The 21,909-nt window shown below is 55.7% G+C and carries 21 protein-coding genes; 17 read left to right on the forward strand and 4 right to left on the reverse strand.

The genetic code is table 11. The features are described from left to right. Positions 1-2: 2 nt before the first annotated feature. The 15 genes from mnhG to A7E78_RS10665 all read left to right on the forward strand — a co-directional run bounded on the left by mnhG (position 3) and on the right by A7E78_RS10665 (position 15,383). Positions 3-326, forward strand: a complete 324-nt coding sequence (gene mnhG, locus A7E78_RS10600) for a monovalent cation/H(+) antiporter subunit G (protein ID WP_072284217.1) — start codon at positions 3-5, stop codon at positions 324-326. After that, entirely contained in the window at positions 323-568 is a 246-nt protein-coding gene (locus A7E78_RS10605) for a Na(+)/H(+) antiporter subunit B (protein ID WP_072284218.1), read from the forward strand. Before mnhG ends, A7E78_RS10605 begins: the two co-directional genes overlap by 4 nt. Then, on the forward strand, positions 565-837 hold the full coding sequence (gene mbhE, locus A7E78_RS15205; protein WP_201258000.1) for a hydrogen gas-evolving membrane-bound hydrogenase subunit E: 273 nt from the start codon (positions 565-567) through the stop codon (positions 835-837). The genes A7E78_RS10605 and mbhE overlap by 4 nt, the downstream gene beginning before the upstream one ends. Next, entirely contained in the window at positions 834-1,313 is a 480-nt protein-coding gene (locus A7E78_RS15210; RefSeq protein WP_201258001.1) for a Na(+)/H(+) antiporter subunit B, read from the forward strand. The genes mbhE and A7E78_RS15210 overlap by 4 nt, the downstream gene beginning before the upstream one ends. A gap of 1 nt (position 1,314) precedes the next feature. Further along, positions 1,315-1,704 (forward strand): cation:proton antiporter subunit C, encoded by a 390-nt coding sequence (locus A7E78_RS10615; RefSeq protein WP_072284219.1) that lies wholly within the window; start codon positions 1,315-1,317, stop codon positions 1,702-1,704. After that, positions 1,701-3,191 carry a complex I subunit 5 family protein gene (locus tag A7E78_RS10620; protein ID WP_072284220.1) on the forward strand — a complete coding sequence of 497 codons (1,491 nt, stop codon included), beginning with the start codon at positions 1,701-1,703 and terminating at the stop codon, positions 3,189-3,191. Before A7E78_RS10615 ends, A7E78_RS10620 begins: the two co-directional genes overlap by 4 nt. Before the next feature lie 177 nt (positions 3,192-3,368). Next, complete coding sequence (locus A7E78_RS10625; protein WP_072284222.1) at positions 3,369-4,838, forward strand: monovalent cation/H+ antiporter subunit D family protein; 1,470 nt, start codon at positions 3,369-3,371, stop codon at positions 4,836-4,838. Further along, a complete protein-coding gene (locus A7E78_RS10630) occupies positions 4,835-5,095 on the forward strand; it encodes a hypothetical protein (RefSeq protein WP_072284223.1) in 261 nt (86 codons plus the stop codon). Before A7E78_RS10625 ends, A7E78_RS10630 begins: the two co-directional genes overlap by 4 nt. Continuing rightward, positions 5,088-6,872 carry a Na(+)/H(+) antiporter subunit D gene (locus tag A7E78_RS10635; RefSeq protein WP_072284225.1) on the forward strand — a complete coding sequence of 595 codons (1,785 nt, stop codon included), beginning with the start codon at positions 5,088-5,090 and terminating at the stop codon, positions 6,870-6,872. The genes A7E78_RS10630 and A7E78_RS10635 overlap by 8 nt, the downstream gene beginning before the upstream one ends. 170 nt (positions 6,873-7,042) lie before the next feature. Beyond that, positions 7,043-8,197: a radical SAM family heme chaperone HemW gene (gene hemW / locus A7E78_RS10640; RefSeq protein ID WP_158516103.1), complete on the forward strand. Its 1,155-nt coding sequence runs from the start codon at positions 7,043-7,045 to the stop codon at positions 8,195-8,197. Between the two features lie 381 nt (positions 8,198-8,578). Then, positions 8,579-9,619 carry a heat-inducible transcriptional repressor HrcA gene (gene hrcA / locus A7E78_RS10645; RefSeq protein ID WP_072284228.1) on the forward strand — a complete coding sequence of 347 codons (1,041 nt, stop codon included), beginning with the start codon at positions 8,579-8,581 and terminating at the stop codon, positions 9,617-9,619. Between the two features lie 21 nt (positions 9,620-9,640). Beyond that, a complete protein-coding gene (grpE, locus tag A7E78_RS10650; RefSeq protein ID WP_072284230.1) occupies positions 9,641-10,213 on the forward strand; it encodes a nucleotide exchange factor GrpE in 573 nt (190 codons plus the stop codon). Between the two features lie 72 nt (positions 10,214-10,285). Then, the gene (dnaK, locus tag A7E78_RS10655; RefSeq protein ID WP_072284231.1) at positions 10,286-12,193 is read left to right on the forward strand and encodes a molecular chaperone DnaK; all 1,908 of its coding nucleotides are present in this window, start codon (positions 10,286-10,288) and stop codon (positions 12,191-12,193) included. A 122-nt stretch (positions 12,194-12,315) separates the two neighbouring features. Continuing rightward, positions 12,316-13,428: a molecular chaperone DnaJ gene (gene dnaJ, locus A7E78_RS10660; RefSeq protein ID WP_072284233.1), complete on the forward strand. Its 1,113-nt coding sequence runs from the start codon at positions 12,316-12,318 to the stop codon at positions 13,426-13,428. Between the two features lie 32 nt (positions 13,429-13,460). Beyond that, positions 13,461-15,383, forward strand: a complete 1,923-nt coding sequence (locus A7E78_RS10665) for a penicillin-binding protein activator (RefSeq protein ID WP_158516104.1) — start codon at positions 13,461-13,463, stop codon at positions 15,381-15,383. Positions 15,384-15,909: 526 nt separating this feature from the next. On the opposite strand, the gene A7E78_RS10670 is transcribed toward A7E78_RS10665, so the two are convergent. From A7E78_RS10670 to A7E78_RS10680, 3 genes are all read right to left on the reverse strand, one after another. Beyond that, positions 15,910-17,085 (reverse strand): integrase core domain-containing protein, encoded by a 1,176-nt coding sequence (locus tag A7E78_RS10670; protein WP_072284237.1) that lies wholly within the window; start codon positions 17,083-17,085, stop codon positions 15,910-15,912. 487 nt (positions 17,086-17,572) lie between these two features. Beyond that, entirely contained in the window at positions 17,573-18,724 is a 1,152-nt protein-coding gene (locus tag A7E78_RS10675) for an aldo/keto reductase (protein ID WP_072284238.1), read from the reverse strand. A gap of 203 nt (positions 18,725-18,927) precedes the next feature. Further along, positions 18,928-19,368 carry a hypothetical protein gene (locus tag A7E78_RS10680; protein ID WP_072284240.1) on the reverse strand — a complete coding sequence of 147 codons (441 nt, stop codon included), beginning with the start codon at positions 19,366-19,368 and terminating at the stop codon, positions 18,928-18,930. A gap of 215 nt (positions 19,369-19,583) precedes the next feature. Here A7E78_RS10680 and A7E78_RS10685 point away from each other — a divergent pair, with 215 nt between their 5' ends. Next, positions 19,584-20,033 carry a CBS domain-containing protein gene (locus A7E78_RS10685; protein ID WP_072284241.1) on the forward strand — a complete coding sequence of 150 codons (450 nt, stop codon included), beginning with the start codon at positions 19,584-19,586 and terminating at the stop codon, positions 20,031-20,033. Here the strand turns inward: A7E78_RS10685 and A7E78_RS10690 are convergent. After that, a complete protein-coding gene (locus A7E78_RS10690) occupies positions 19,984-20,913 on the reverse strand; it encodes a patatin-like phospholipase family protein (RefSeq protein ID WP_072284242.1) in 930 nt (309 codons plus the stop codon). The two genes, A7E78_RS10685 and A7E78_RS10690, sit on opposite strands and share 50 nt — an antisense overlap. Before the next feature lie 136 nt (positions 20,914-21,049). Here A7E78_RS10690 and radC point away from each other — a divergent pair, with 136 nt between their 5' ends. Next, a complete protein-coding gene (radC, locus tag A7E78_RS10695) occupies positions 21,050-21,745 on the forward strand; it encodes a RadC family protein (protein WP_072285124.1) in 696 nt (231 codons plus the stop codon). Positions 21,746-21,909 lie beyond the last annotated feature (164 nt).

The raw sequence follows: 21,909 nt of genomic DNA on the forward strand, positions 1-21,909 counted from the left end.
GTATGCACTGGATTGCTGGCTTTTTGATAGTGGCAGGTCTGTTCTTTTTTGCCGTGGGGGTTCTCGGCATCCTGCGCTTCCCCGATTTTTACACCCGTCTGCACGCTGCAGGTAAATGTGATTCCCTGGCTGCAGTGCTGATTATCGCCGGCGTCGCTCTCTACAATTTGACAGACTATTCTTTTGCCAATTTGCTGGTCAGTTTAAAAATCATGGCCATTGCGGTGTTTGTATTCGTCGCCAGTCCCACAGCGACTCATGCTATTACCAAGGCGGCGCTGGTGATCGGCGTTGAGCCCTGGAGCCGAAAGGATCGGGATCAATGATCTGGCAACTCGATCAATTTGCTCTGCTGCTGGTGGTGATCTGCGCGGTGGCGGTTATTACCGTTCGCGACCTGCTTAGCGCAGCGGTTATCTTCGGCGTCTACAGCTTTCTCATGTGCCTGTTGTGGGCCAAGATGGGGGCGGTGGACGTGGCTTTTACCGAGGCGACGGTTGGCGCCGGCATCAGTACCGTGCTGTTTATTGCCGCCATCTATCGCACCACGCGAAGGAGCAAGGATTGAAAATATTCGCCTTACTCGCCACCTTGGCAACCGGTATCGTACTGTTATACGGCACGGGCGATTTCGCGCCTTGGGGCGACCCGAATTCGCCGGCCAACAGCCACCTGTCGCCGGTTTATATCGAGCGCGCGGTGGAGGAAACCCACGTGCCCAACCTGGTAACGGCCATTCTCGGCGATTATCGTGGTTACGATACCATGTTTGAAACGGTGGTTATCTACTGTGCCGGGATGGCGGTAGTCAGCGTCCTGCGAAGGAGCCGTTCATGAAACAGCTTCAGGAGCAGGCCGGTCGGAACCCGGAGGGGGACAACCTGATCATTCGTACAGCAGTGCGTTTGTTGGTGCCCTTCATCCAGTTGTACGGCCTGTATGTCATTGTTCACGGCCATTACAGCCCCGGCGGCGGGTTTCAGGGCGGTGTAGTGCTCGGCGCTTCGTTCATTCTGCTGGCTCTGGCCTACGATTTGAAAACCTCCCTGAGTTTTATGTCGGAGCGGGTCAATGGCCTGCTCAGCAACGTCGGTGCGCTGATTTTTGTCGGCATTGCCTTGCTTTGTGCCCTGCTTGGCGGACTGTTCCTCGATTATGCCGCCTTGGCGCGCCTGATTCCCATGGCCGCTGAAGAATGGCGTTCCTTCGGGATTTTTCTCGTTGAATTGGGAGTCGGCTTGGCGGTTATGAGCATTATGGCTTCACTGTTCTGGGACCTCGCCTCGGGCGGCGACATGGGGGAAGGGCTCTGATATGGATCAACTGCTGACGGAAATCGTCGATAAATACAATTATTGGCTCTACGTGGTGCTGATGATGATCGGCTTTTACGCCATGATCGGCAAACGCAATCTGGTTAAGAAGCTGTTGGGCATGAATATCTTTCAGACCGCTATTATTTTGTTTTATGTCTCTACCGGGGTTAAGCGCGGCGGCCAGATTCCCATTCTCGACAAGTATGCGGCGCTGAGTCACGGCGTTGATGCCAGCCAGATAATTAATCCCCTGCCCCATGTGCTGATGCTCACCGCTATTGTCGTTTCGGTGAGTGTTACCGGTGTGGCGCTGGCCATTCTGGTTCGTATCTATCGAGAATATGGCACTCTTGAGGAAGACGAAATTCTGGAGAAGATTCGCTCATGACCGCCACCAATCTACATCTCTACGTCATGGTGGCGCCGCTGCTGAGTGCCTTTGCCGTGAACCTGCTCGGTCGCCGCAATCGCACCTGGATCGGCCCGATCGCCGTCGGTGCTTTAAGTTTTTCCACCATAGGCGCTTTGCTGACCATGCAACGAGTTTGGCAGCATGGTGCTTATCGCTATACGGTTGGAAATTGGAAGCCTCCCTACGGCATTGAGCTGGTCATCGACCCCCTCAGCGCCTTAATGCTTTTGCTGGTCTCGACAGTGGCCCTCATTGCCACGGTCGGTGCTTTGAAAAGTGTCGAGCAGGAACTGCCGGGGCGGGACCACCTCTTCTTTACCCTTTATCTGATTCTGGTGGCCGGATTGCTTGGCCTGGTCATGACCGGCGATGCTTTCAATCTCTATGTGTTGCTGGAGATCACCTCCATCACCACCTACGGTCTGATTGCCATGGGTCGCGGTCGTGCGCCGCTGGCGAGCTTTAATTACATCATCATGGGCTCCATCGGTGCCTGCTTCTATCTGCTTGGGGCCGGCTACCTGTATATACTTACCGGCACCCTGAACATGGCCGATATCGCCTCGATCCTGCCCGGCCTCCAAAGTCATGCCGCGATGGCTACCGCCTTCGGTTTCATGATCGTTGGGTTGTGGGTCAAGATGGCCTTTTTCCCCCTGCACAACTGGTTGCCAAACGCCTACAGTCTGGCGCCGACCGGCGCCGGAATGATGATTGCGCCCCTCATGACCAAGGTCACGGTCTATCTGATGATCCGGATCATGTTCTCGGTCTTTTCACCGGAATACACCTTTTTTGCTCATGCCGGAGTACAGTCCGGCATCGTCTGGGTTGCCTCCCTGGCTATTTTGTGCGCTTCGGCTCTGGCCCTGGCGCAACGCAATCTGCGGCGGATGCTGACCTATATCCTGGTGGCCGAAGTGGGATACATGGTCGGCGGAGTATGGCTGGCCAATAGTACCGGCATGACCGGAGCGGTGTTGCACATCGTCAACGATGCGTTAATGACCCTCTGTCTGTTTTTGGCTGCCGCGGCCATCATCTATCGTACCGGCAGTCTCGATTTCGACCGTTTGACCGGTCTCTATCGGCGCATGCCTCTGACCATGGCTGCTTTTACCGTGGGCGCTTTTTCCATGATCGGGGTGCCGCCGACCTGCGGTTTCTTCAGTAAGTGGTATCTGATCCTCGGCGCGGTGGAGGCAGGGCACTGGGAGTTTGTGGCGGCACTGCTGCTCAGCAGCCTGATCAATGCGGTACTGTTTTTTCGTATTATTGAGATCGCCTATTTCAAGCCTGCTCCCCAGCCAACCTCTGGCGGTGTGCTGGCCGGTGAGGCGCCGCTGATGCTGCTTAAACCCCTTCTGTTGACCGCCTTTGCTTTGATTGTGGTCGGTATCAGCTCCGGACCTCTGGTCAGTCAAATTATTCGTTTGGCTCTGCCGGCTGGGTTTGCCCCGTAACTACTGCAGTCTTTGTTTTTGGCCCATACAGCAAAGGCTGGGGGCGTCTTCAATTATTGATCTTGTTTTAATGGGGGTCGAAAAGACCTCAGCTGGTGTCTAATGCCCGCCCATGGGCTTTAAGGGTGGAGAGTAACTGCCCGCCAAGGAGATGGCGCCTCTGGTGCCGAAACAATCATGAGCTATTACCCTTCCCTATTGCCTTTGGCGGCGATCTGCGTATCGTTGCTGGCTACTGTGCCGATCCTGCTGTCGGACCGCAAACCGAATCTGCGTGAATCCTGGACTCTGCTGGCCGCCATCACTAAGTTTTGTCTGGTGGTTGTCATGCTGCCAAATGTGCTGGCAGGCCAAGGCTATGCTTTGACCTTGGCCGAGGTGATCCCCGGGGTTCCAATTCAACTGCGGGTGGATGCCATGGGCATGCTTTTCGCCCTGGTGGCTTCCCTACTGTGGATCTTCACCTCCATCTATTCCATCGGCTACATGCGTTCCTTACAGGAGCACGCCCAGACCCGTTATTTCGCTTCTTTTGCGGTGGCCATCGGGTCGACCATCGGTGTGGCGTTTTCCGCCAACCTGCTGACTCTTTATCTCTTTTACGAACTGCTGTCTCTCTCCACCTACCCGCTGGTGACCCATAAGCAGAACGACGAGGCGCGTGCTTCGGGGCGTAAGTATTTAAGCTATATCCTCGGTGGTTCAATCGGCCTGGTGTTGCCGGCCATGCTGATTACCTATTCGCTCGCCGGTACCCTCGATTTTACTCCCGGTGGCATTTTGGCCGGGCAGGCGTCGAGTGCCACCCTGACCCTGTTGCTGGTGCTATTCCTGTTTGGCTTTGCCAAGGCGGCCCTGATGCCGATGCACGGCTGGCTGCCGGCGGCGATGGTGGCGCCGACACCGGTCAGCTCCTTTTTGCACGGGGTGGCGGTGGTCAAGGTCGGGGTCTTCTCCGTCCTGCGGGTGATCTTCGGCATCTTCGGCACCGGCCTGCTCAGCGACCTTGATCTCGGCATAATTATCACCATCGTAGCCTCAGTGACGACCCTGACCGCTTCTCTTATTGCCCTGACCCAGGACAACCTCAAGCGCCGGCTGGCTTATTCCACCATCGGCCAGCTCGCCTATATTATCCTTGGTGTGTCGATCCTTTCCCCGGTGGCGATGACCGGCGGGGTCATGCACATCGCTTGTCATGCCTTCGCCAAGGTGACCCTGTTTTTCTGCGCCGGAGCCATCTATGTTGCCAGCCATAAGAAGAACGTTTCCGAAATGAGTGGACTCGGTCGGGTTATGCCCTTTACCTTCGGCGCCTTCGCCGTCGCTTCTTTAAGCATGCTCGGCGCTCCGCCTTCGGCCGGTTTTGTCTCCAAGTGGTTGATGCTTAACGGTGCGGTGGATGCCGGTCAGTTCGCCCTGATCGCGGTGTTTCTGATCAGCGCCCTGCTCAACGCCGCGTATTTTATTCCAGTGGTCTATCAGGGGTTTTTCGGTAAACCATCGGAGGAAATAGCTGCTATCGACGGTATGCGGGAGGCTCCCCTGGCATTGGTGATTCCGCTGTCGGTCACGGCGGCCATTTCCATGGCCATCGGTATTTATCCCGATTTCTTTTTGCGTTTAGCTGAGGTTGTGCAGCCATGACCCTTGTTCGGACCATCGAAGCCCTTCGCCAGCGCTGGTCGCTGTTAGTGCGGATGTTTATTGTGCTGTTGGTTCTGCTCGTGCTCATCGATGCGGTGCCGTTTTTGATCGACAAAGAAAAGGCTCATACAGCTATGGAGTCGATTCCCGGGTTCTGGTCCCTGTTCGGTTTCTTCAGTTGTGTGCTGATCGTCTATATCTCCAAGTATCTCGGCAAAATAGGCCTGCTGCAGCGGGAGGATTTTTACCATGACTGAGCTGTGGATCCATCCTGCCCTGATCCTGTTGGTGGGAGCGGCGTTGCTGCCCCTGGTGCCTGAGCGCATTCGAGCGGGTTACCTGTTGCTGGTGCCGCTGCTGGTTTTTGCCCGGGTGCACGGCATGGCGCAGGGGGTTTACGGCGAGGTTCGCTACCTCTCCTGGGACCTGGTTTTTGGCAGGGCCGACGCAATTGCCTCCCTGTTCGCTTATATCCTGGCCCTGATGGCCGTGTTGGGTACCCTTTACGCCCTTAAAGTGAAGAAAAGGAGCGAGTTCGCTGCCGCCTGGGTGTACGTGGCCGGCTCCCTGGGGGTCGTCTATGCCGGAGATTTGCTGACGCTCTTTTTGTTCTGGGAGATGATGGCGCTCTCCTCGGTGTTTCTTATCTGGCTGCGCGGTCGAAAGGAATCCCTCGCCGCCGGATTTCGTTACTTGCTGGTCCATTCGGCCGGTGGCGCCTGCCTGTTGGCCGGTATCCTGGTATACAGCCGGGGGGCTGAATCCCTGGCCTTTTCCGGTTTCAATGTGCAGCATCTCGGTATCGGCGGCTGGCTGATTCTTATCGGTTTTCTGCTCAATGCCGCCGTTCCGCCGTTGCACGCCTGGTTGCCCGACGGCTACGGCGAAGCCACCTTCAGCGGCTCGGTATTCCTCTGTGCATTTACCACCAAAACAGCTGTTTATGCCTTGATTCGCGGCTTTGCCGGCCTGGAAATTCTGATCTGGTTGGGGGTCATCATGGCCCTTTACGGTGTGGTCTACGCAGTGCTGGAAAACGACAGCCGCCGCTTGCTGGCTTATCACATAATCAGCCAGGTAGGGTACATGGTGGCGGGGGTGGGCATCGGTACGCAGCTGGCCATTAACGGGGTCTGTGCGCATGCCTTCGCCCATATCCTGTACAAGGGGCTGCTGTTTATGGGTTGCGGCGCGGTGCTGCAGATGACCGGCCAGAGCAAATTCACCGAATTGGGCGGCCTCTATCGCAAGATGCCCTGGACCTTCTTGTTTACCCTGATCGGTGGCCTATCCATATCCGCCTTTCCCCTGTTCAGCGGATTTGTCAGCAAGTCGATGACCGTCGCGGCGGGTTTCGAGGCCCACTTGTTGTGGCCAGCCTTCCTGCTGACCCTGGCTTCGGCGGGTACCTTTCTCCATACCGGTCTCAAGGTTCCGTATTTTATCTGGTTCGGCAAGAACAACTGCAAGCCTGAGACCTGGGAGCAGGCTGCCGATCCCTCCTGGAATATGATCGCCGCCATGGCCATCGGTTCGGCATTGTGTATCTTCATCGGGGTCTACACACCCTACCTCTACGACATGCTGCCTTATCCGGTGGAGTACAATCCCTATACCGCTTATCACATCTCCGAGTCGATGCAGATTCTGCTCTTCACCATGCTCGGGTTCTTCCTGCTGCTTAAGAAACTCCAGCCGGCACCTGCCGTTGCCGTCGACACCGATTGGTTGTATCGCCGCGGCGCGAGGGTTTTCCGGCGCTGGGACGATCGTCTTTTGAACGGTCTCAACGCCTGGTGCGAGGAGCTTATTGTGCGTCGTGCTCTGCCCTGGCTGTCGCGCTTTTTCGAGGCGCCGGGCGGCTATCTGCAGGTGGCCGGGCTGCGCTTGCTGGCCCGCTTAGGAGGCGCCGATCGACAGGAGACTGAAGTCGCCGTCCAGTGCCGCAGCCGCCTAGGAACCTATCCGGTGGGCATCGGCGTGCTGCTGGCGGTACTCTACCTGGCGGCCATGTCGCTGCTGTTTTTTTTCTAGGCGCGAGTTAGAAGACCTATCCACGGTTTTTCAACATCGCAAGCCGCAAGTAAAACTTCCGTCGTGTTCACCAAATCAAGGACTTAATAACCTGTCCTCGATTATATTCGCCTTTCCATGGACTCCACAGGCTGTTTTTCAACAGCCTGCCGGCGTGGGTAATGATCCCAGTGGCAAACCAAGAACCTCAAGGTCCCTCCCTCTATCTGCATGTGCCCTTCTGTCGCAGCAAATGCCCCTACTGCGATTTCTATTCGGTTGTCGGCAACCAGGCCCAGTTGGACGGCTATGTCAAACTGCTGTTGCAGCAACTGGCCTGGCTGAACCGGCGGCAAGTTTTTACCGCCCCGCTGGCAACGGTCTTTTTCGGCGGCGGCACCCCCTCGCTGTTGGCTCCTCGCCAGGTGGCCGCTATCCTCGACCGCATCCGGTACACGGCGGGTTTAAGCGCCAATGCCGAGATCTCTCTGGAGGCCAATCCGGGCACGGTCGATGCGGCCAGTCTGCAGGGTTACCGGGATGCCGGAGTTAACCGTCTGTCCTTTGGCGTGCAGTCTTTGCAAGACGACGCTTTGCAGCTTTTGGGGCGCGGTCATTCGGCCAAGGAGGCCGTTCAGGTCGTGACCTGGGCCCGGCAGGTCGGTTTTGAGAACGTTGGTTGCGATCTGATGTTCGGTTTGCCTAACCAGGGCCGGAAGGAATTACTACAGGATCTTGACGCTCTGTTGCAGTTACAGCCGGATCACATGTCTTGTTATGGTTTGACTGTGGAGGCGGGAACTCCCTTTGAGCAACGGAGGCTTCGAGGAGCACTGGCGTTGCCGGATGAGGATGAATTCCCGGAGCTTTACCTTACCGTTCATGAACAACTCACTGCCGCCGGTTTTGAGCATTACGAGATCTCCAATTATGCTCTCCCCGACCGACGCTGTCGTCACAATCTTGCTTATTGGCGTCGCCAACCCTGTTTTGCCGTAGGCGCTGGAGCCCACTCCTTTATTCCCGCTGGTTACGGTACGCGGCGGGAGGTCCCCGCCGATCTGGATCGCTACCGGCAACGGCTTATGCAGGGGCGCGACCCGGCGGTGACCCTGGAGACTTTCGATCGACAGGGGGCTATGGCGGAGACCCTCTATTTGGGCTTGCGTTGCCAGGAAGGGGTTTCGGATAAAGATTTTTTTCGCCAGTTCGGTCTTGGTGTCGCCGAGGCTTTTCCTGAAGCTGTGCGGCGTTGCGGCCAGCGTCTTACCCTCGATGCAGGGCGCTGGAGATTCGATTTGCAGGGTTGGTTGTTGTTCGATCATTTCATCTCTTTTTTTCTTTAACCCGTCTTATTCATGAAGACATCTGCTGCAACAGGCAATAGCACGCAATTTCAAGCCGTGCTCGCTCGTTGCGCTTCGACGTACTGCAAGTACGTCTGCAGGGCAATTGCCTGCGCTTGGTTCGATCTCACGCACACTTGCCGGTTTCGCTACAAAGCCCCATGAATAAGGCGGGTTGAAAGTAGTTATTTTCCTCCTGCCTTTCCCTTGACAAAGCCTATACCCGTTGTTATGTTGTGCTCCGTTAGCACTCCGCTTGGATGAGTGCTAACAGGTTGGATCGGCCGGGTTTTTCCGGCTTGAACTTTTTTCAGCCGGGATCTCTTTTGGGGCCTGGCAGGTGTCTTTTGCTAAGAGGCAAGACACGGGCGGGTGGATGCGATGAGCGAAGAACTGAGCGAACGCAGTCGACTGATCCTGCAAGCGATCATCGAAGACTATACGACTACCGGTGAACCGGTGGGCTCACGGACGTTAAGTCGTCGAACCGGCATCAACCTGTCGCCGGCATCAGTGCGCAATGTTATGGCCGATCTTGAAGAGCTCGGCTATCTTTATTCGCCCCATACCTCCGCCGGACGCATACCGACGGACAAAGGGTATCGTTTTTACGTAGCTAGTCTGCTGCGGGTTCAGCAGCTGAGCCACGAAGTACGGGACCATCTGCGGCGGGAATGCCAGGTTCCTGAACTGGATACCGAAGGTCTGCTGCGTGAAGCAGGACGTATTCTGTCCGCTACCTCCAACTATACCGGTCTGGTTATGGTGCCGCGCTTTACTTCGACGGTGTTTCGCCGTATCGAATTTGTGCGATTGGCAGAGCAGCGTGTGTTGGTGGTTTTTATCACCCAGACCGGCATTGTGCAGCATAAATTGGTAGAGGTCGATGTCCCCCTCACCCAAGGCGAACTGGATGAGGTGACAAACTACCTTAATCAGGAATTTTCCGGACTGTCCATTCAAGAAATCAAGAGCCGTATAGCTTCCGAAATGGCTCAAGAACAAGCTCTGTTCGACAGTTTGCAACGCCGGGCTTTGCTCCTTTCCAGCTATGTGCTTCAGCTCGATCTGGGGGGGCAGGTGTTTGTCGAAGGCGCGAGTAATATTCTGGAGCAACCGGAGTTTGCCGATCTGTCCACCATGAAGCGCCTGTTACGGACTTTTGATCAAAAAAGCCTGCTGGTCGAGCTGCTCGACAAGGCTCAGCAGGTTGAGGGAGTGCAGATTCTCATCGGCAGCGCCGACAACCACAGCGAAATCGAAGGTTGTAGTCTGGTTACCTCATGTTATTCCAGCCGCCGCGGCACGACCGGCATTCTAGGTGTGATCGGACCAACGCGCATGCCTTATGCCATGGTGATTCCTCTGGTCGACTATGCCGCCAGCCTGGTCAGCGATATTTTAAATAGCGAATCGGAATAAAAGATAAAGGAGAAAAAGCCCTTGCCACAGAAAAAGAAACAAGAACAGGACAAAGCAGCGGCCGTAAATCAGGTGCCTCAAGAAGAGGAAGCGTCTGTAGCCGAAAAGTCAGAGCCCTCTGCGGAAGAGGTTCTGGCCGAAAGTCAGGCCGAGGCTCAAAAGAATTGGGATCTCTATCTGCGGGAGCGGGCTGAGCTGGAGAATTACCGCAAGCGCATGCAGCGTGAAAAAGAGGACTTGGCTCGTTTTGCCAATGAGAACCTGCTTCGCGATATGCTGCCGATCCTCGATAATCTGGAGCGGGCCGTGGACCATGCTGAGCAAGATCAGGAAGGCGGCCTTCTCGAAGGGGTGCAGATGACTCTCGACCAGTTCCGCAAGACCCTCGAGCGCCTCGGCGTCGTCCCGGTAGCAGCCATTGGCGAAACCTTCAGTCCCGACTGTCACGAAGCGATGGGGCAGTTGGAGAGCGCCGAACATGCACCGAACACCGTAGTGCAAGAAATGCAAAAGGGATACACCTTGAATGACAGGCTGTTGCGGCCGGCACTGGTAATGATTGCCAAAGCTCCGGCGGACTCGTCCAAGGATTGATTAAATATTAACCGGCCTTTGATTTTACGCTAAGCCATATAAAGAAAACATCACCAAGGAGGATATAAAGTTATGGGTAAAGTAATCGGTATAGACCTCGGCACCACCAATTCCTGTGTTGCCGTTATGGAAGGTGGCGAGCCCATCGTTATCGCCAATGCAGAAGGTTCCCGTACCACACCGTCCATGGTAGCATTTTCCGAGAGCGGTGAGCGTCTGGTTGGCCAGCAAGCGAAGCGCCAGGCAGTAACGAACCCGGAAAATACCCTGTTCGCCATCAAGCGTCTGGTCGGTCGCAAGTTCGACAGCGATGCGGTACGCAAGGATATCGAGATCAGCCCCTTTAAGATCATTAACGCCGACAACGGCGATGCCTGGGTCGAAGCCCGCGGCAAAAAATACAGCCCGCCGGAAATTTCGGCCATGATCCTGCAGAAGATGAAGCAGACCGCGGAGGACTATCTGGGCGAGGCGGTAACCGAGGCGGTTATTACTGTTCCGGCCTACTTCAACGACTCCCAGCGTCAAGCCACCAAGGACGCCGGCAAGATCGCCGGCCTCGAAGTATTGCGTATCATCAACGAGCCGACCGCCGCTTCTTTGGCCTACGGTATGGACAAGAAGGGCGAAGAGAAGGTCGCCGTTTTTGACCTCGGTGGCGGTACCTTCGATATCTCTATCCTCGAATTGGGTGATGGTGTTTTCGAAGTCAAATCGACCAACGGCGATACCTTCCTCGGTGGCGAGGATTTCGACCAGCACATCATCGACTATGTGGCGGCCGAGTTCAAAAAAGACCAGGGTATCGACCTGCGGGGTGACAAGATGGCCCTGCAGCGCCTCAAGGAAGCCTGCGAAAAGGCCAAGTGCGAGCTCTCCAGCTCCATGGAGACCGATATCAACCTGCCCTTTATCACTGCTGATCAGTCCGGCCCCAAGCACATGAACATCAAGCTGACCCGCTCCAAGCTGGAAAGCATCTGTGCCAGCCTGCTGGACAAGCTGGTCGGCCCCTGCCGCACCGCGCTCAAGGATGCCGGACTGTCCGCCTCGGATATCGACGAAGTACTGCTGGTCGGTGGTATGACCCGCATGCCGGCGGTGCAGAGCAAGGTGCAGGAAATCTTCAACAAGGCACCTAACAAGGGCGTTAATCCTGATGAAGTGGTTGCGATCGGCGCCGCGATTCAGGGTGGCGTTCTGAAGGGTGACGTCAAAGACGTACTGCTCCTGGACGTTTCCCCTCTGTCCCTGGGTATCGAAACCCTCGGTGGGGTGATGACCAAACTCATCGAGAAGAACACCACCATCCCCTGCAAGAAGAGCCAGATATTCTCCACCGCGGCCGATAATCAGCCGGCGGTGTCGGTGCACGTGCTGCAGGGCGAGCGGGAAATGGCCGAGGGCAACAAGACCATCGGCCGTTTCGAGCTGGTCGGTATCCCGGCCGCGCCTCGCGGTGTGCCGCAGATCGAGGTTACTTTCGACATCGACGCCAACGGCATCCTGCATGTCTCCGCCAAGGATCTCGGCACCGGCAAAGAGCAGTCGATCCGTATTACTGCCTCTTCCGGTCTCAGCGACGAGGAAATCGACAAGATGGTCAAGGACGCTGAGACCCATGCCGACGAGGACAAACATAAAAAAGAACTCGTCGAGGTGCGCAATCAGGCTGACGGCATGGTCTATACCACTGAAAAATCCCTCAAGGAACATGCTGATAAGATCGATGAGGAGACCCGCAAGAATATCGAGCAGGCTCTCGAAGATTTGAAAAAAGCCATGGAAGGCGATGATTCCGCCGACATCAAACAGAAGACCGAAGCGCTGGCGACGGCTTCTCACAAGCTGGCCGAAGCCATGTATAAGCAGGAAGAGGCCGGTGCTGGCGGTGCCGAAGGTCCGTCTGAAGAGGCCGAAGCTGCTGATGAAGGGGTCGTCGACGCCGAGTTCGAGGAAGTGGACGAAGAGAAAGACTAATCCTTCGTTAACGCTATTGTTGTATTCATGACGGCAGGAGCCGGGGAAACCCGGCTCCTGTTGTTGTTCACTGATTCTGCGTCGGGCGTCTGCCCGGCGGTTATTCCCCAAGGGGCACAGACTTGGAAAAGCGCGATTATTATGAAGTGCTCGGTGTTCACCGCAATGCCGGTGAAACCGAAATCAAGAAGGCCTATCGTAAGCTGGCCATCAAGTATCATCCCGACAAAAACCCCGGCGATAAAGAGGCTGAAGAGACCTTCAAGGAACTCTCCGAGGCTTATTCCGTTCTTTCCGACCGCCAGCAGCGGGCCAACTATGACCAATATGGTCATGCCGGTCTCGGTGGCGGCGGCGGTTTCTCCAGCGGCGGTTTCGGCGGCAGCCCCTTTGAGGATCTTTTTGGTGACATCTTTGGCGATCTGTTCGGTGGTCGAGCCGGTGGCCGCACAAGTCGTGGCCAGCGCGGCGACGACCTGCGCTATAACCTGGGCATAAAATTCGAAGATGCGGCTTTCGGTCTCGAAACCAAGGTGCAGATTCCCCGCTATCAGACCTGCGAGCCCTGCGATGGTTCGGGCGCCAAGCCGGGAACCAGTCCCCGTACCTGCGAGGTCTGTCGCGGTGCCGGCCAGGTACGCTATCAGCAGGGCTACTTTTCCTTGACCCGCCCCTGTCCCGAATGTAACGGCGTCGGCCAGGTCATCGACCAGCCGTGCCCCGATTGCGGCGGCCAGGGACGAGTCAAAGGCAAGAAGAATATTTCTCTGAAGATTCCCGCCGGGGTCGAGAGCGGTAGTCGTCTTAAACTGACAGGCGAAGGAGAACCCGGCCTTCAGGGCGGACCTCCCGGCGATCTCTATGTGGTGATAAACGTTCAGGAGCATCCTTTGTTCCGCCGCGAGGGACAGGAAATAATCTGCGAGATCCCCATTTCCTTCCCCCAGGCAGCCCTCGGTTGCGACCTGGAAGTACCGACCCTGGAAGAGAAAATGACCATCAAGGTGCCAGCCGGCACTCAGTCGGGAAAAGTGGTTCAGTTGCCGGGTAAGGGCTTCCCTTCATTGCAGGGATATGCCCGGGGCGATCAGTTGGTGGTGCTGCGGGTCGAAACCCCCACCAAGTTAACCGGCCGGCAAAAAGAATTACTCGAAGAATTTGCCCTTGAGGGAGGGGAGGATATCCACCCTATGGGCAAGACCTTCTTTGACAAAGTCAAGGAACTGTTCGGCTGATTCGGCCACCACCCATGCTCGGGAGTGCGAAGGTGAAATTATCCAGCCGCAGGGTAGCGAAAAAAACGTTGATACCGGGTAAAAGCCCGGCTTCGATTTTGGTATTGCTGTTAACCCTGCTAGTGTTCTCGATGGCACCCGGGGCCGCCCAAGGGGCGCCGGCACCCGCTGCCGATATTCTGCAGCAAGGTTTGCACTATTATCGCATCGGCGAGTTGGATCAGGCTCTGGCCCTCTTACTTGACTTCATGGCTGGACAGCCCGACTCAACCCAGGAACCGGAAGCCGCTCTGATTCTGTCTCGTATCTATTACCAACGGGGTGACTACGAGCAGACGCTTCATTTCCTTCAGGTTATTCCGCCTGCCCTGCGGGGCAGCGAAAATCGCTTACTCGAAGGCTCGGCCTTGACCAGGCTCGGTCAGAGTGAAGAGGGGATCGCCCTTCTCAGCAGTCTGGATGAAACGAGTTTATCCCGGAACCAGCAGGCCCAGCGCCTGGCGGCTCTTGCCAAAGGTCATCTCGACCAGCAGAACTGGTTGCAGGCCCTCTATTTCATCCATGCCTATCTACCCCTTTCTATCGATCAAAAACAAACCGATCATTTGATCGAGCTGGCTGGAAACGTGGTCCGTGAACAGCTTAGTTCAGCACAACTTGCTGAAGCTGCCTTCATGTTTTCCCGTTCGCCTGTTGGTCAGGCCGCTGGCCTGCAGTTAGCTCTAAGCAGCTGGCAGGCCGGCGATACGGTCACGGCTCGCCGGCACGTGGAGGCCGTTCTGCAACAGCCCACCGCCTTTCCCGGACGGGATGAGGCGGTGCGATTGCGGGATCGTTTGACCGGTGCGCCGATCAAAAGTCGGGTGCTCGGGGTGATTCTGCCCCTGTCGGGGCGTTACGCCGCCTTCGGCAAGGCTGTGCAGCGTGGTATGGAACTGGCTCTGGAACAGCTCGGGAATACCGAATACCCGATAAAGTTTTTGTTCAAAGACAGCGCCGGAGATCCTGAGCAGAGCTCACGGGCAGTTTCGGAGCTGGCCAATGCGGAACAGGCTCTAGCCATACTCGGTCCTCTCACCGGCAACGCTGCCGAAGCCGCGGCGCAACGGGCCCAGCTAGAGCGCTTGCCGCTGCTGACGTTGAGTCAGCGCAATGGCTTGGCTGAAGTGGGTCCCTATGTGTTTCGTACTTCCCTGACGAGCGTCATGCAAGCTCGTGCCCTGGCGCGCTACTCCATCGAAGAGCGTGGCTTGCGCACCTTTGCGGTAATGGCCCCTGACAGCCGTCTTGGGAAGGAGATGAACAAGCATTTTGTGGCTGAGGTTGAGCGGCTTGGTGGAATTATCGTTGCATATCGCAGCTATGCGGCCGACGCTACCGACTTTCGGCGACAGATTCTCCTGCTTAAGGGCGAAGACCCCGATGCACCCGAACCGCCGCCCCCCCCAGAATCGTCGCCTGAGTTGGAAACAGAGATTCCGGAGTTGCCCTTCGAGGCGCTGTTTATCCCTGACTATGCCGAACGCATCGGGCTCATCGCACCGCAACTGGCTTATTATGGGATTCGGGACGTCACCCTGCTCGGTATCAACGGCTGGAATGATCCGGAGTTATTACGTCTGGCAGGTAGCTACGTGGAGGGGGCGGTCTTTACCGATGGCTTTTATCGCTACAGCCCTTACCCCTTTGTTCAGGCTTTCGTCAACAGCTACTTCGAGCGTTTTGGTTCGGAGCCGACCATACTCGAAGCACAGGGATACGATGTAGCCGGCATATTGCTGGCACATCTAAGTCGTGGTGAACAACTGACCCGAGATGATCTGCGAAACGCCCTGAACCGGGTGCAGAACTATCCCGGGGTGGCCGGTGCCACCTCTTTTGATGCTCAGGGGGATGCGCAGAAGGTGTTGTTTCTGCTGCAGGTGCAGAATGGGAATATTGTGCAGATCAACTGAAGTGTTGATGCTAGACAAACGATAAATTTTTTCAGGCCGGCTGCTAGTATGCAGACGGCCTGTTTTGTCTGGTCAGAAACGGAAGATAACACCGCGGGGTCGCGTCCCCGCTCGACGCCTTACTCTCTTTTTACGCGAAAAGAGAGTAAGCAGAGAAACGCGTCCCGGCTCCTTGCCCTGCGGGTACCCTACGCTACGCAGACGTTTTGCGGGCGGGGAAAAACTCGCTTCGCGCAGACAGTTTCCCCGCCTGTTTCGCAAAAGCGTCCACTTCGCTCCGGTAGCGTCACAGGGGGGGATAGGTCAAAGTTGTTAAGAATCAGTTTGAAGCTTTTCACTTTTTTGATTTCATCCCCTGAGAGTGCCGCCGAACGGAGGGATTTTAATCCGGAATAGAAAGACGTCTGAGCGTAGCGAATCTCGTCTTTCCCGGATTAAAACTCTCGGAGAGAGGGAACCCCGTAGGGGCAAACGGTGGGGTGTACGAGTCAAGGACATAGGTAACACAAAAGTTCGCATACATAGGTTACACATTAAGCTTCAAGTAGTCGTTGTGGGCTTTCTTGATATCCCGCATATCGAAGCTGCCTAATCTCAATGGTCCAAAATGAACGTCCCAGATGCCATCAGCGGTTTCTTCGACACCGACCTTTTCGCTCTTGAGAAGGCCGGCGACGTAAACACGATGCCCTTGATGATGAATGATGCCGCTGTGATGAACTAAGGCAATTCGAAAGTAGCCAGGATACTCTATCTCCGGTAGCTTTTCAGGCATGCTGCGTGTTGAGGGACTGTACTTCGATGCCGGTGTTGTTTGTCCAAGGCTTTCATGAGGGCGTTCGTTATTGTACTGCTGGCGAAATGCATCAAACGCCTGCTGTTGAAGCTGGGCTGTTGGCGCCGGAGGAATGGCCGTAGCGTTCTTAAGTGTTCTGTGCATCCGTTCATGCCGCCCATTTTGTTGAGGCTTTCCCGGTTCAATTCGTTCTGGCACGATGCCCAGGCGAATCCACCATTTGGATAGCTGGGACAGTCCACCGGGCGAGTTAGAGGCAAAGGGTACGCCATTATCGGTACGAATGCGCCATGGCAACCCATACTCCCGGAAAAGGGATTCAAAAGCGTCTCTGGTTGGTTCTAGCCGCGGCCCTGGAAAATTTATGCATTCTAAAAGGTAACGGCATTGATGATCCATTACGGTGAGTGGATAACACCAAGTGCCATCTCTAGTCTTGAATTGCCCTTTGAAGTCCGCCGACCAGACATCGTTCGGGTGATGCACTGGAGAAAAGGGCTGCTGACCGACAGGAACCGGTTTGCGCCGTCTTTGAGGACGAATCAATCCTTCCTCCGCCAGGACCTTGTAGATGGTCGTCTTGGAAGGGATGTCCCATTCTGGGTGGTTCTGCCTCAGTAGCACTTGAATCTTTTTCGGCCCCGGCGGATCCCGCTGGCTTGAACGGAGGCCAATGATCGCTTTGCGTACGGTAAAGGGTGTCTTCAGGGGGTGTTGATGGGGCTTCCGAGGTTGGTCTTGCAACCCCTCGAAACCTAGTTCCCTGTAGCGAGCCACCCACTTGTAGCCGGTCTTTCGGCTAATACCGTAACGGTGACAAAGGCCTTTGAAGGTGTCCATCGCTCGAAGGTGGTCGGCAATAAACAGCAGCTTCTGGTCCATAGGTTTCACCTCTTTCCAGGGCATGGGCACCTCCTTGTAGAAAGTGCCTATAGGATACAAAAAGTGTTACCCATGTACCTGAACTAAAGTGTTACCTATGTTTATGAACCGTACCCGGCGACCTTCTTTTGCTTACTTTTCTTGGTCGTCAAGAAAAGTAAGACGCCTGGCCGGGCGGAACCGGCCGACCTTTGGTTTGGGTCTTTATTTGCAAACGCTACAGGACAAGATTCAAGAACGCGGGGTTGCGCCCCCGCGCGACGCCTTACTCTTTTTACGCGCCAAAAAAGAATAAGCAGAAAAAGGCGCCCCGGCTCCTTGCCCTACGGGTTCCCTACGCTACGCAGACGTTTTGCGGGCGGGGAAAAACTCGCTTCGCTCAGACAGTTTCCCCGCCTGTTTCGCAAAAGCGTCCACTTCGCTCCGGCTGCGTCACAGGGGGAGGGTGGATCAGGTTTTACCGATTACTCATCACCGATCACTGATCACGTCTTACGGATTCCCGTAAAGATCAATCCTCCGGCTTTTCGCTCAACACCCGATGAGCTTCCTCCAGCATGTCCATAATCTGTATATGCTGTGGGCAGGCCGCTTCGCACTGACCGCAGCGGGTGCAGTTGCTGGCCAGATCAGAGGCGTTCATGGTGATGGTGTAGATACGGTGCGGGAAACGCTGGTCACCATAGATAAAGCAGTCGTTGTAAATGGAGAAAATGCGGGGAATGTTGACCCCTGCCGGGCAGGGCAGGCAATAACCGCAGGCGGTGCAGGGTACTTTGATACGGTGTCGCAATTGATCCCGTACCTCATTGGTCAGGGCTTTCTCTTCGTTACTCAAGGAATCCGGTTGTACCGTGCCGGCCAGGTGACAGTTTTCCTCCAGTTGTGACAAGTCGTTCATGCCGCTCAGCAGGCAGGTGACCTCCGGGCGATCCCACACCCAACGCAGCGCCCATTCGGCCGGACTGCGCTGAACCGCGGCCCGGTCCCACAATCGCTGGATTTCAGGCGGTGCCGGACGGGCCAGGTGTCCGCCCCGCAGCGGCTCCATGACGATCACCCCCAGGCCCTTCGCCGCCGCATATTCCAGACCGACCCGACCGGCCTGAATCTCCTCGTCCATATAGTTGTACTGAATCTGGCAGAAGCTCCAGTCGTACGCATCGACGATGGTTTTGAACAGCGGCAGCTCGTCGTGAAAAGAGAATCCGGCACAGCCGATACGGCCGTCGGCAATGGCCCGGTCGAGAAAATCAAGGACTCCCAGGTCGTAAAGTTTAGTCCACCAGTCGGACTTGAGGGCGTGCAGTAGATAGCAGTCGATATGGTCGGTACGCAGCCGCTGCAATTGCTCGTTAAGATAGCGGTCAAAGTCCTTGGGGCTTTCGATGGCCCAGGACGGCAACTTGCTGGCCAGCTGCACACGGTTGCGTAGGCCGTTACGCTCCAGAGCTCGACCCAGGAAGGTTTCGCTGTGGCCCTGATGATAGGGGTAGGCGGTATCGAAATAGTTGATGCCACGATCGATGGCTCGGTACAGCAGCTCACTGGCTCGGGCTTCGTCGATACGGCTTTCGTTGCCATCAATGACCGGTAGGCGCATACAGCCCATACCGAGAATCGAGACGCTGTGGTCGAAATGGCCGAGCCGGCGATATTGCATGAAACTCTCCTTATGCCGTGATCAGAGAAAATCCCTGGTCATCAGTTCTTCGATTTTATCCGCGCAAACAGGTCGGCTGAAAAAGTATCCTTGCCCTATTTCGCTGCCTTTTTGCTGTAAAAAGTCAATTGCTGCCCCGATTCGATGCCCTCGGCAACGACTTGGAGATCTAGGCTGCGGGCAAGGGCCAATACCGATGAAACTTAATGCCTTGCCAGATCTCTTTCCCGTCGTATTTTCTGCTCGGTCTTCTCGGCCATGGTCCGCAAGTGGGCCTTGCGCTGATTAATGTGCTGCTGAGTGTCGGCGGGACAAATCTGCTCGATAACCGGACTCACATTGCCTCGATCATCGTGTATGGGCAAACAGCGGGCTTGCAGGTTTCCTAAATGTGGATGGTTCTTGTGGCGATTCAGAGTCTGACCTCTGACGAAGACCTCCTTGACATGACAGTTGTCGCAGCAACGATCCTGGTCGGGATAGAAGAGCTCGAAACAACGAGGCGAGTCTTTAGATCTCAACGGAGTGGCCCCTTCGTCAAGAAGAGGCATGTTGTAGTAAGGGACGCGCTGATGACGGTCGGTTACTGCGATGAGGCCGGTGCTGTCGGAAAAAAACTTTTCTAAAAACTCGTAAGACAACATTGGCAGGTCGGCAGTAGGCGGTCGATGGTGGCGTTACTTAAATACTCTGAGCAAGGATTTGCAGTCATCCAGCAACACTAAGCCCTGAGAGCGCGGGAGTCAACCCGCGAGATGCCTCTTGCAAAGTTGGTTGACGACCGCACTAGAGGTGATAAGCATGTAAAGAGAGTTTCTGTTTCCATGTTAACGGAATCTGTTGCCAAAAGGAGCAGCTTATGCGCGTAGGAGAGGTCTGTAATCGAGAAGTGGTGGTTATCGGCAGAGAAGCTACCCTGCTGGAGGCAGCCAAATTGATGCGCAGCCAGCATGTCGGCAATGTGGTTGTGGTTGAGGAACAGGATGGAAACCCCATCCCCGTCGGCATCCTTACTGATCGCGATATGGTTATTGCGCTGATTGCCGAGGGAGTTCCACTGAATGCTGTCTCCGTTGGTGATGTCATGAGTTTTGAGCTGATTATTGCCCGGGAAAGCGATAGTCTATTCGCAACCGTGGAGCACATGCGCGATCGAGGTATTCGCCGTTTGCCGGTGGTGGCTGAAAACGGAAGCCTGGTGGGTATTCTCGCGGTGGACGATGTGCTTGACTTGCTCGCCGAACAGCTCACCGCCCTGGTCAAGCTGGTCGCTTGCGAGCGCCGCCATGAGGAGCAGCGGCGCGCCTGAGGCGCAGTTTTCGTCGAATCAATTTCCGCAGAGTGGGCAGATGTTCGTAGACTTCGTTGCGACCGCTAGCCACCGCCTCGTCAAATTGGGAGAAGTCGGCCCAATGATTGCTGCCCGCTTCCGGAGTGAGCAGGCAGTCGGCCTCGTGGCAGAGTTTGTTTGTCAGAGTCCAGCGGGTTACCGCTTCGGCCCGGGCAGCCACGTCCAGAGCAGTGTCCGGCTGGACAAATGGGTCGAGGTCGCTGTAGACATCCACGCCAATGACTACCTCAGCGCCCAAATATCGCGCTGCCGCCACAGGTACAGCGTTGATCCAGCCACCGTCGATCAGAAACCGGTCGCCTAATTCAACGGGCGGCAACAGTCCGGGAATGGCGCAGCTGGCGGTTACAGCCTGCCTCAGGCTACCCTCTCTAAAAATAAACTCTTCGCCCCGTACCAGGTCGAGGGCGGTGGTACAGAAGGGAAGGCGGGTTTCAACCAGATCGATATCGTCGATGAGCAGGGCGAAGTTCTGGCGGGTCGTTTCCTTATGAATGAAGGAGTTGCGAGTCATAATCAGGGTGTAGAACACACTCTTTCTGGCAAATTGCGATAACCAATCGAAAAACCCCTCCTTTTCATGATTGTTTCCAATCAGGTAGTCAAAGCGCGAATCCTTGAATGCTTCGCTTTGCAGGTAGTTGGTGAACCGACCTTTCACCGCAGCAGCGTTGGGCTCGGTAGCGTACATGGCACCAACTATGGCGCCCATGCTGGTGCCGGCGATCACATCGATGGGCAGACCACATTCCTCAAAGGCCTCCAGCACACCGATATGGGACAGGCCGCGAGCGGCACCGCCTCCCAGGGCCAATCCAATTTTAGGTCGTGAAAACATCCGTTTTATTCCTCTTTGTCGATTACGCTAAAAAGCTTTTCAATGGACTCGGTCCTTTGCCTATAATTATATATCGGCGTGAAATATTTTAAATTGGTATTTTCTATAGCCCGTGTTAGGTTTGGCTAATCTTTTTCTGGGAGGTGGTATGTATCGCATCAAAGATTGGCCGGAGGATGAGAGGCCACGGGAAAAATTGCTGCAACGGGGCGCTCAGATTCTCAGTGCAGCGGAGTTGCTGGCCCTGGTACTGCGCACCGGCGATGCAACATCAAAAATGAGTGCTCTGGACCATGCTCGAATGCTTCTCGAGCGGTTCGGTTCCTTGCAGCAGCTGGCAAGTGCTTCATTGGCCGAACTGCAAACAGTCAAAGGGATCGGACCTGCTAAAGCGGCGGAACTGCAGGCTGTGTTCGAAATAGCTCGCCGCTTTCAGGAGCAGCCGTTGCGTGCCGGCAGTCGCTACAGCCATCCGCAGGAGGTCTATCAACACTTTTGTGGTCGCCTGGCCGATCGCAAGCGGGAACTGTTCATCGTATTGCTACTCGATAGTAAAAACCGGTTGTTGCGGGAGGTTCAGATCTCCCAAGGCAGCCTGACGGCGAGTATTGTCCATCCCCGGGAAGTCTTTTCTGCAGTGGTACGGGAATCGGCTGCTGCCTTGCTGTTGGTGCATAATCATCCCTCCGGCGATCCAACCCCGAGTCGCGAGGATCGGGAGATTACAACCCGCCTCAAGGAAGCCGGCGACCTGATGGGGGTGAGGGTCCTCGATCATATTATCATCGGGGCTGAGGGTTATGTCAGCTTTGCCGACCGGGGTCTGCTGTAGTCGCGTTGTAGCGGTTGCTCCGCAAGGCCGGAGCGTGATAGAGTTACAGGACGTTGCATGATAGAGACCGGGTGGGAAGCCCGGTCTCTTTCTCTTTTCGGTCAATTTATCTAACCAGAGATCTCAGGTTACAGTCTTTCCGCTTCGGCGGCGTCACAGAGGAT

This window comes from Syntrophotalea acetylenivorans, assembly GCF_001887775.1.
Taxonomy (GTDB): domain Bacteria; phylum Desulfobacterota; class Desulfuromonadia; order Desulfuromonadales; family Syntrophotaleaceae; genus Syntrophotalea_A; species Syntrophotalea_A acetylenivorans.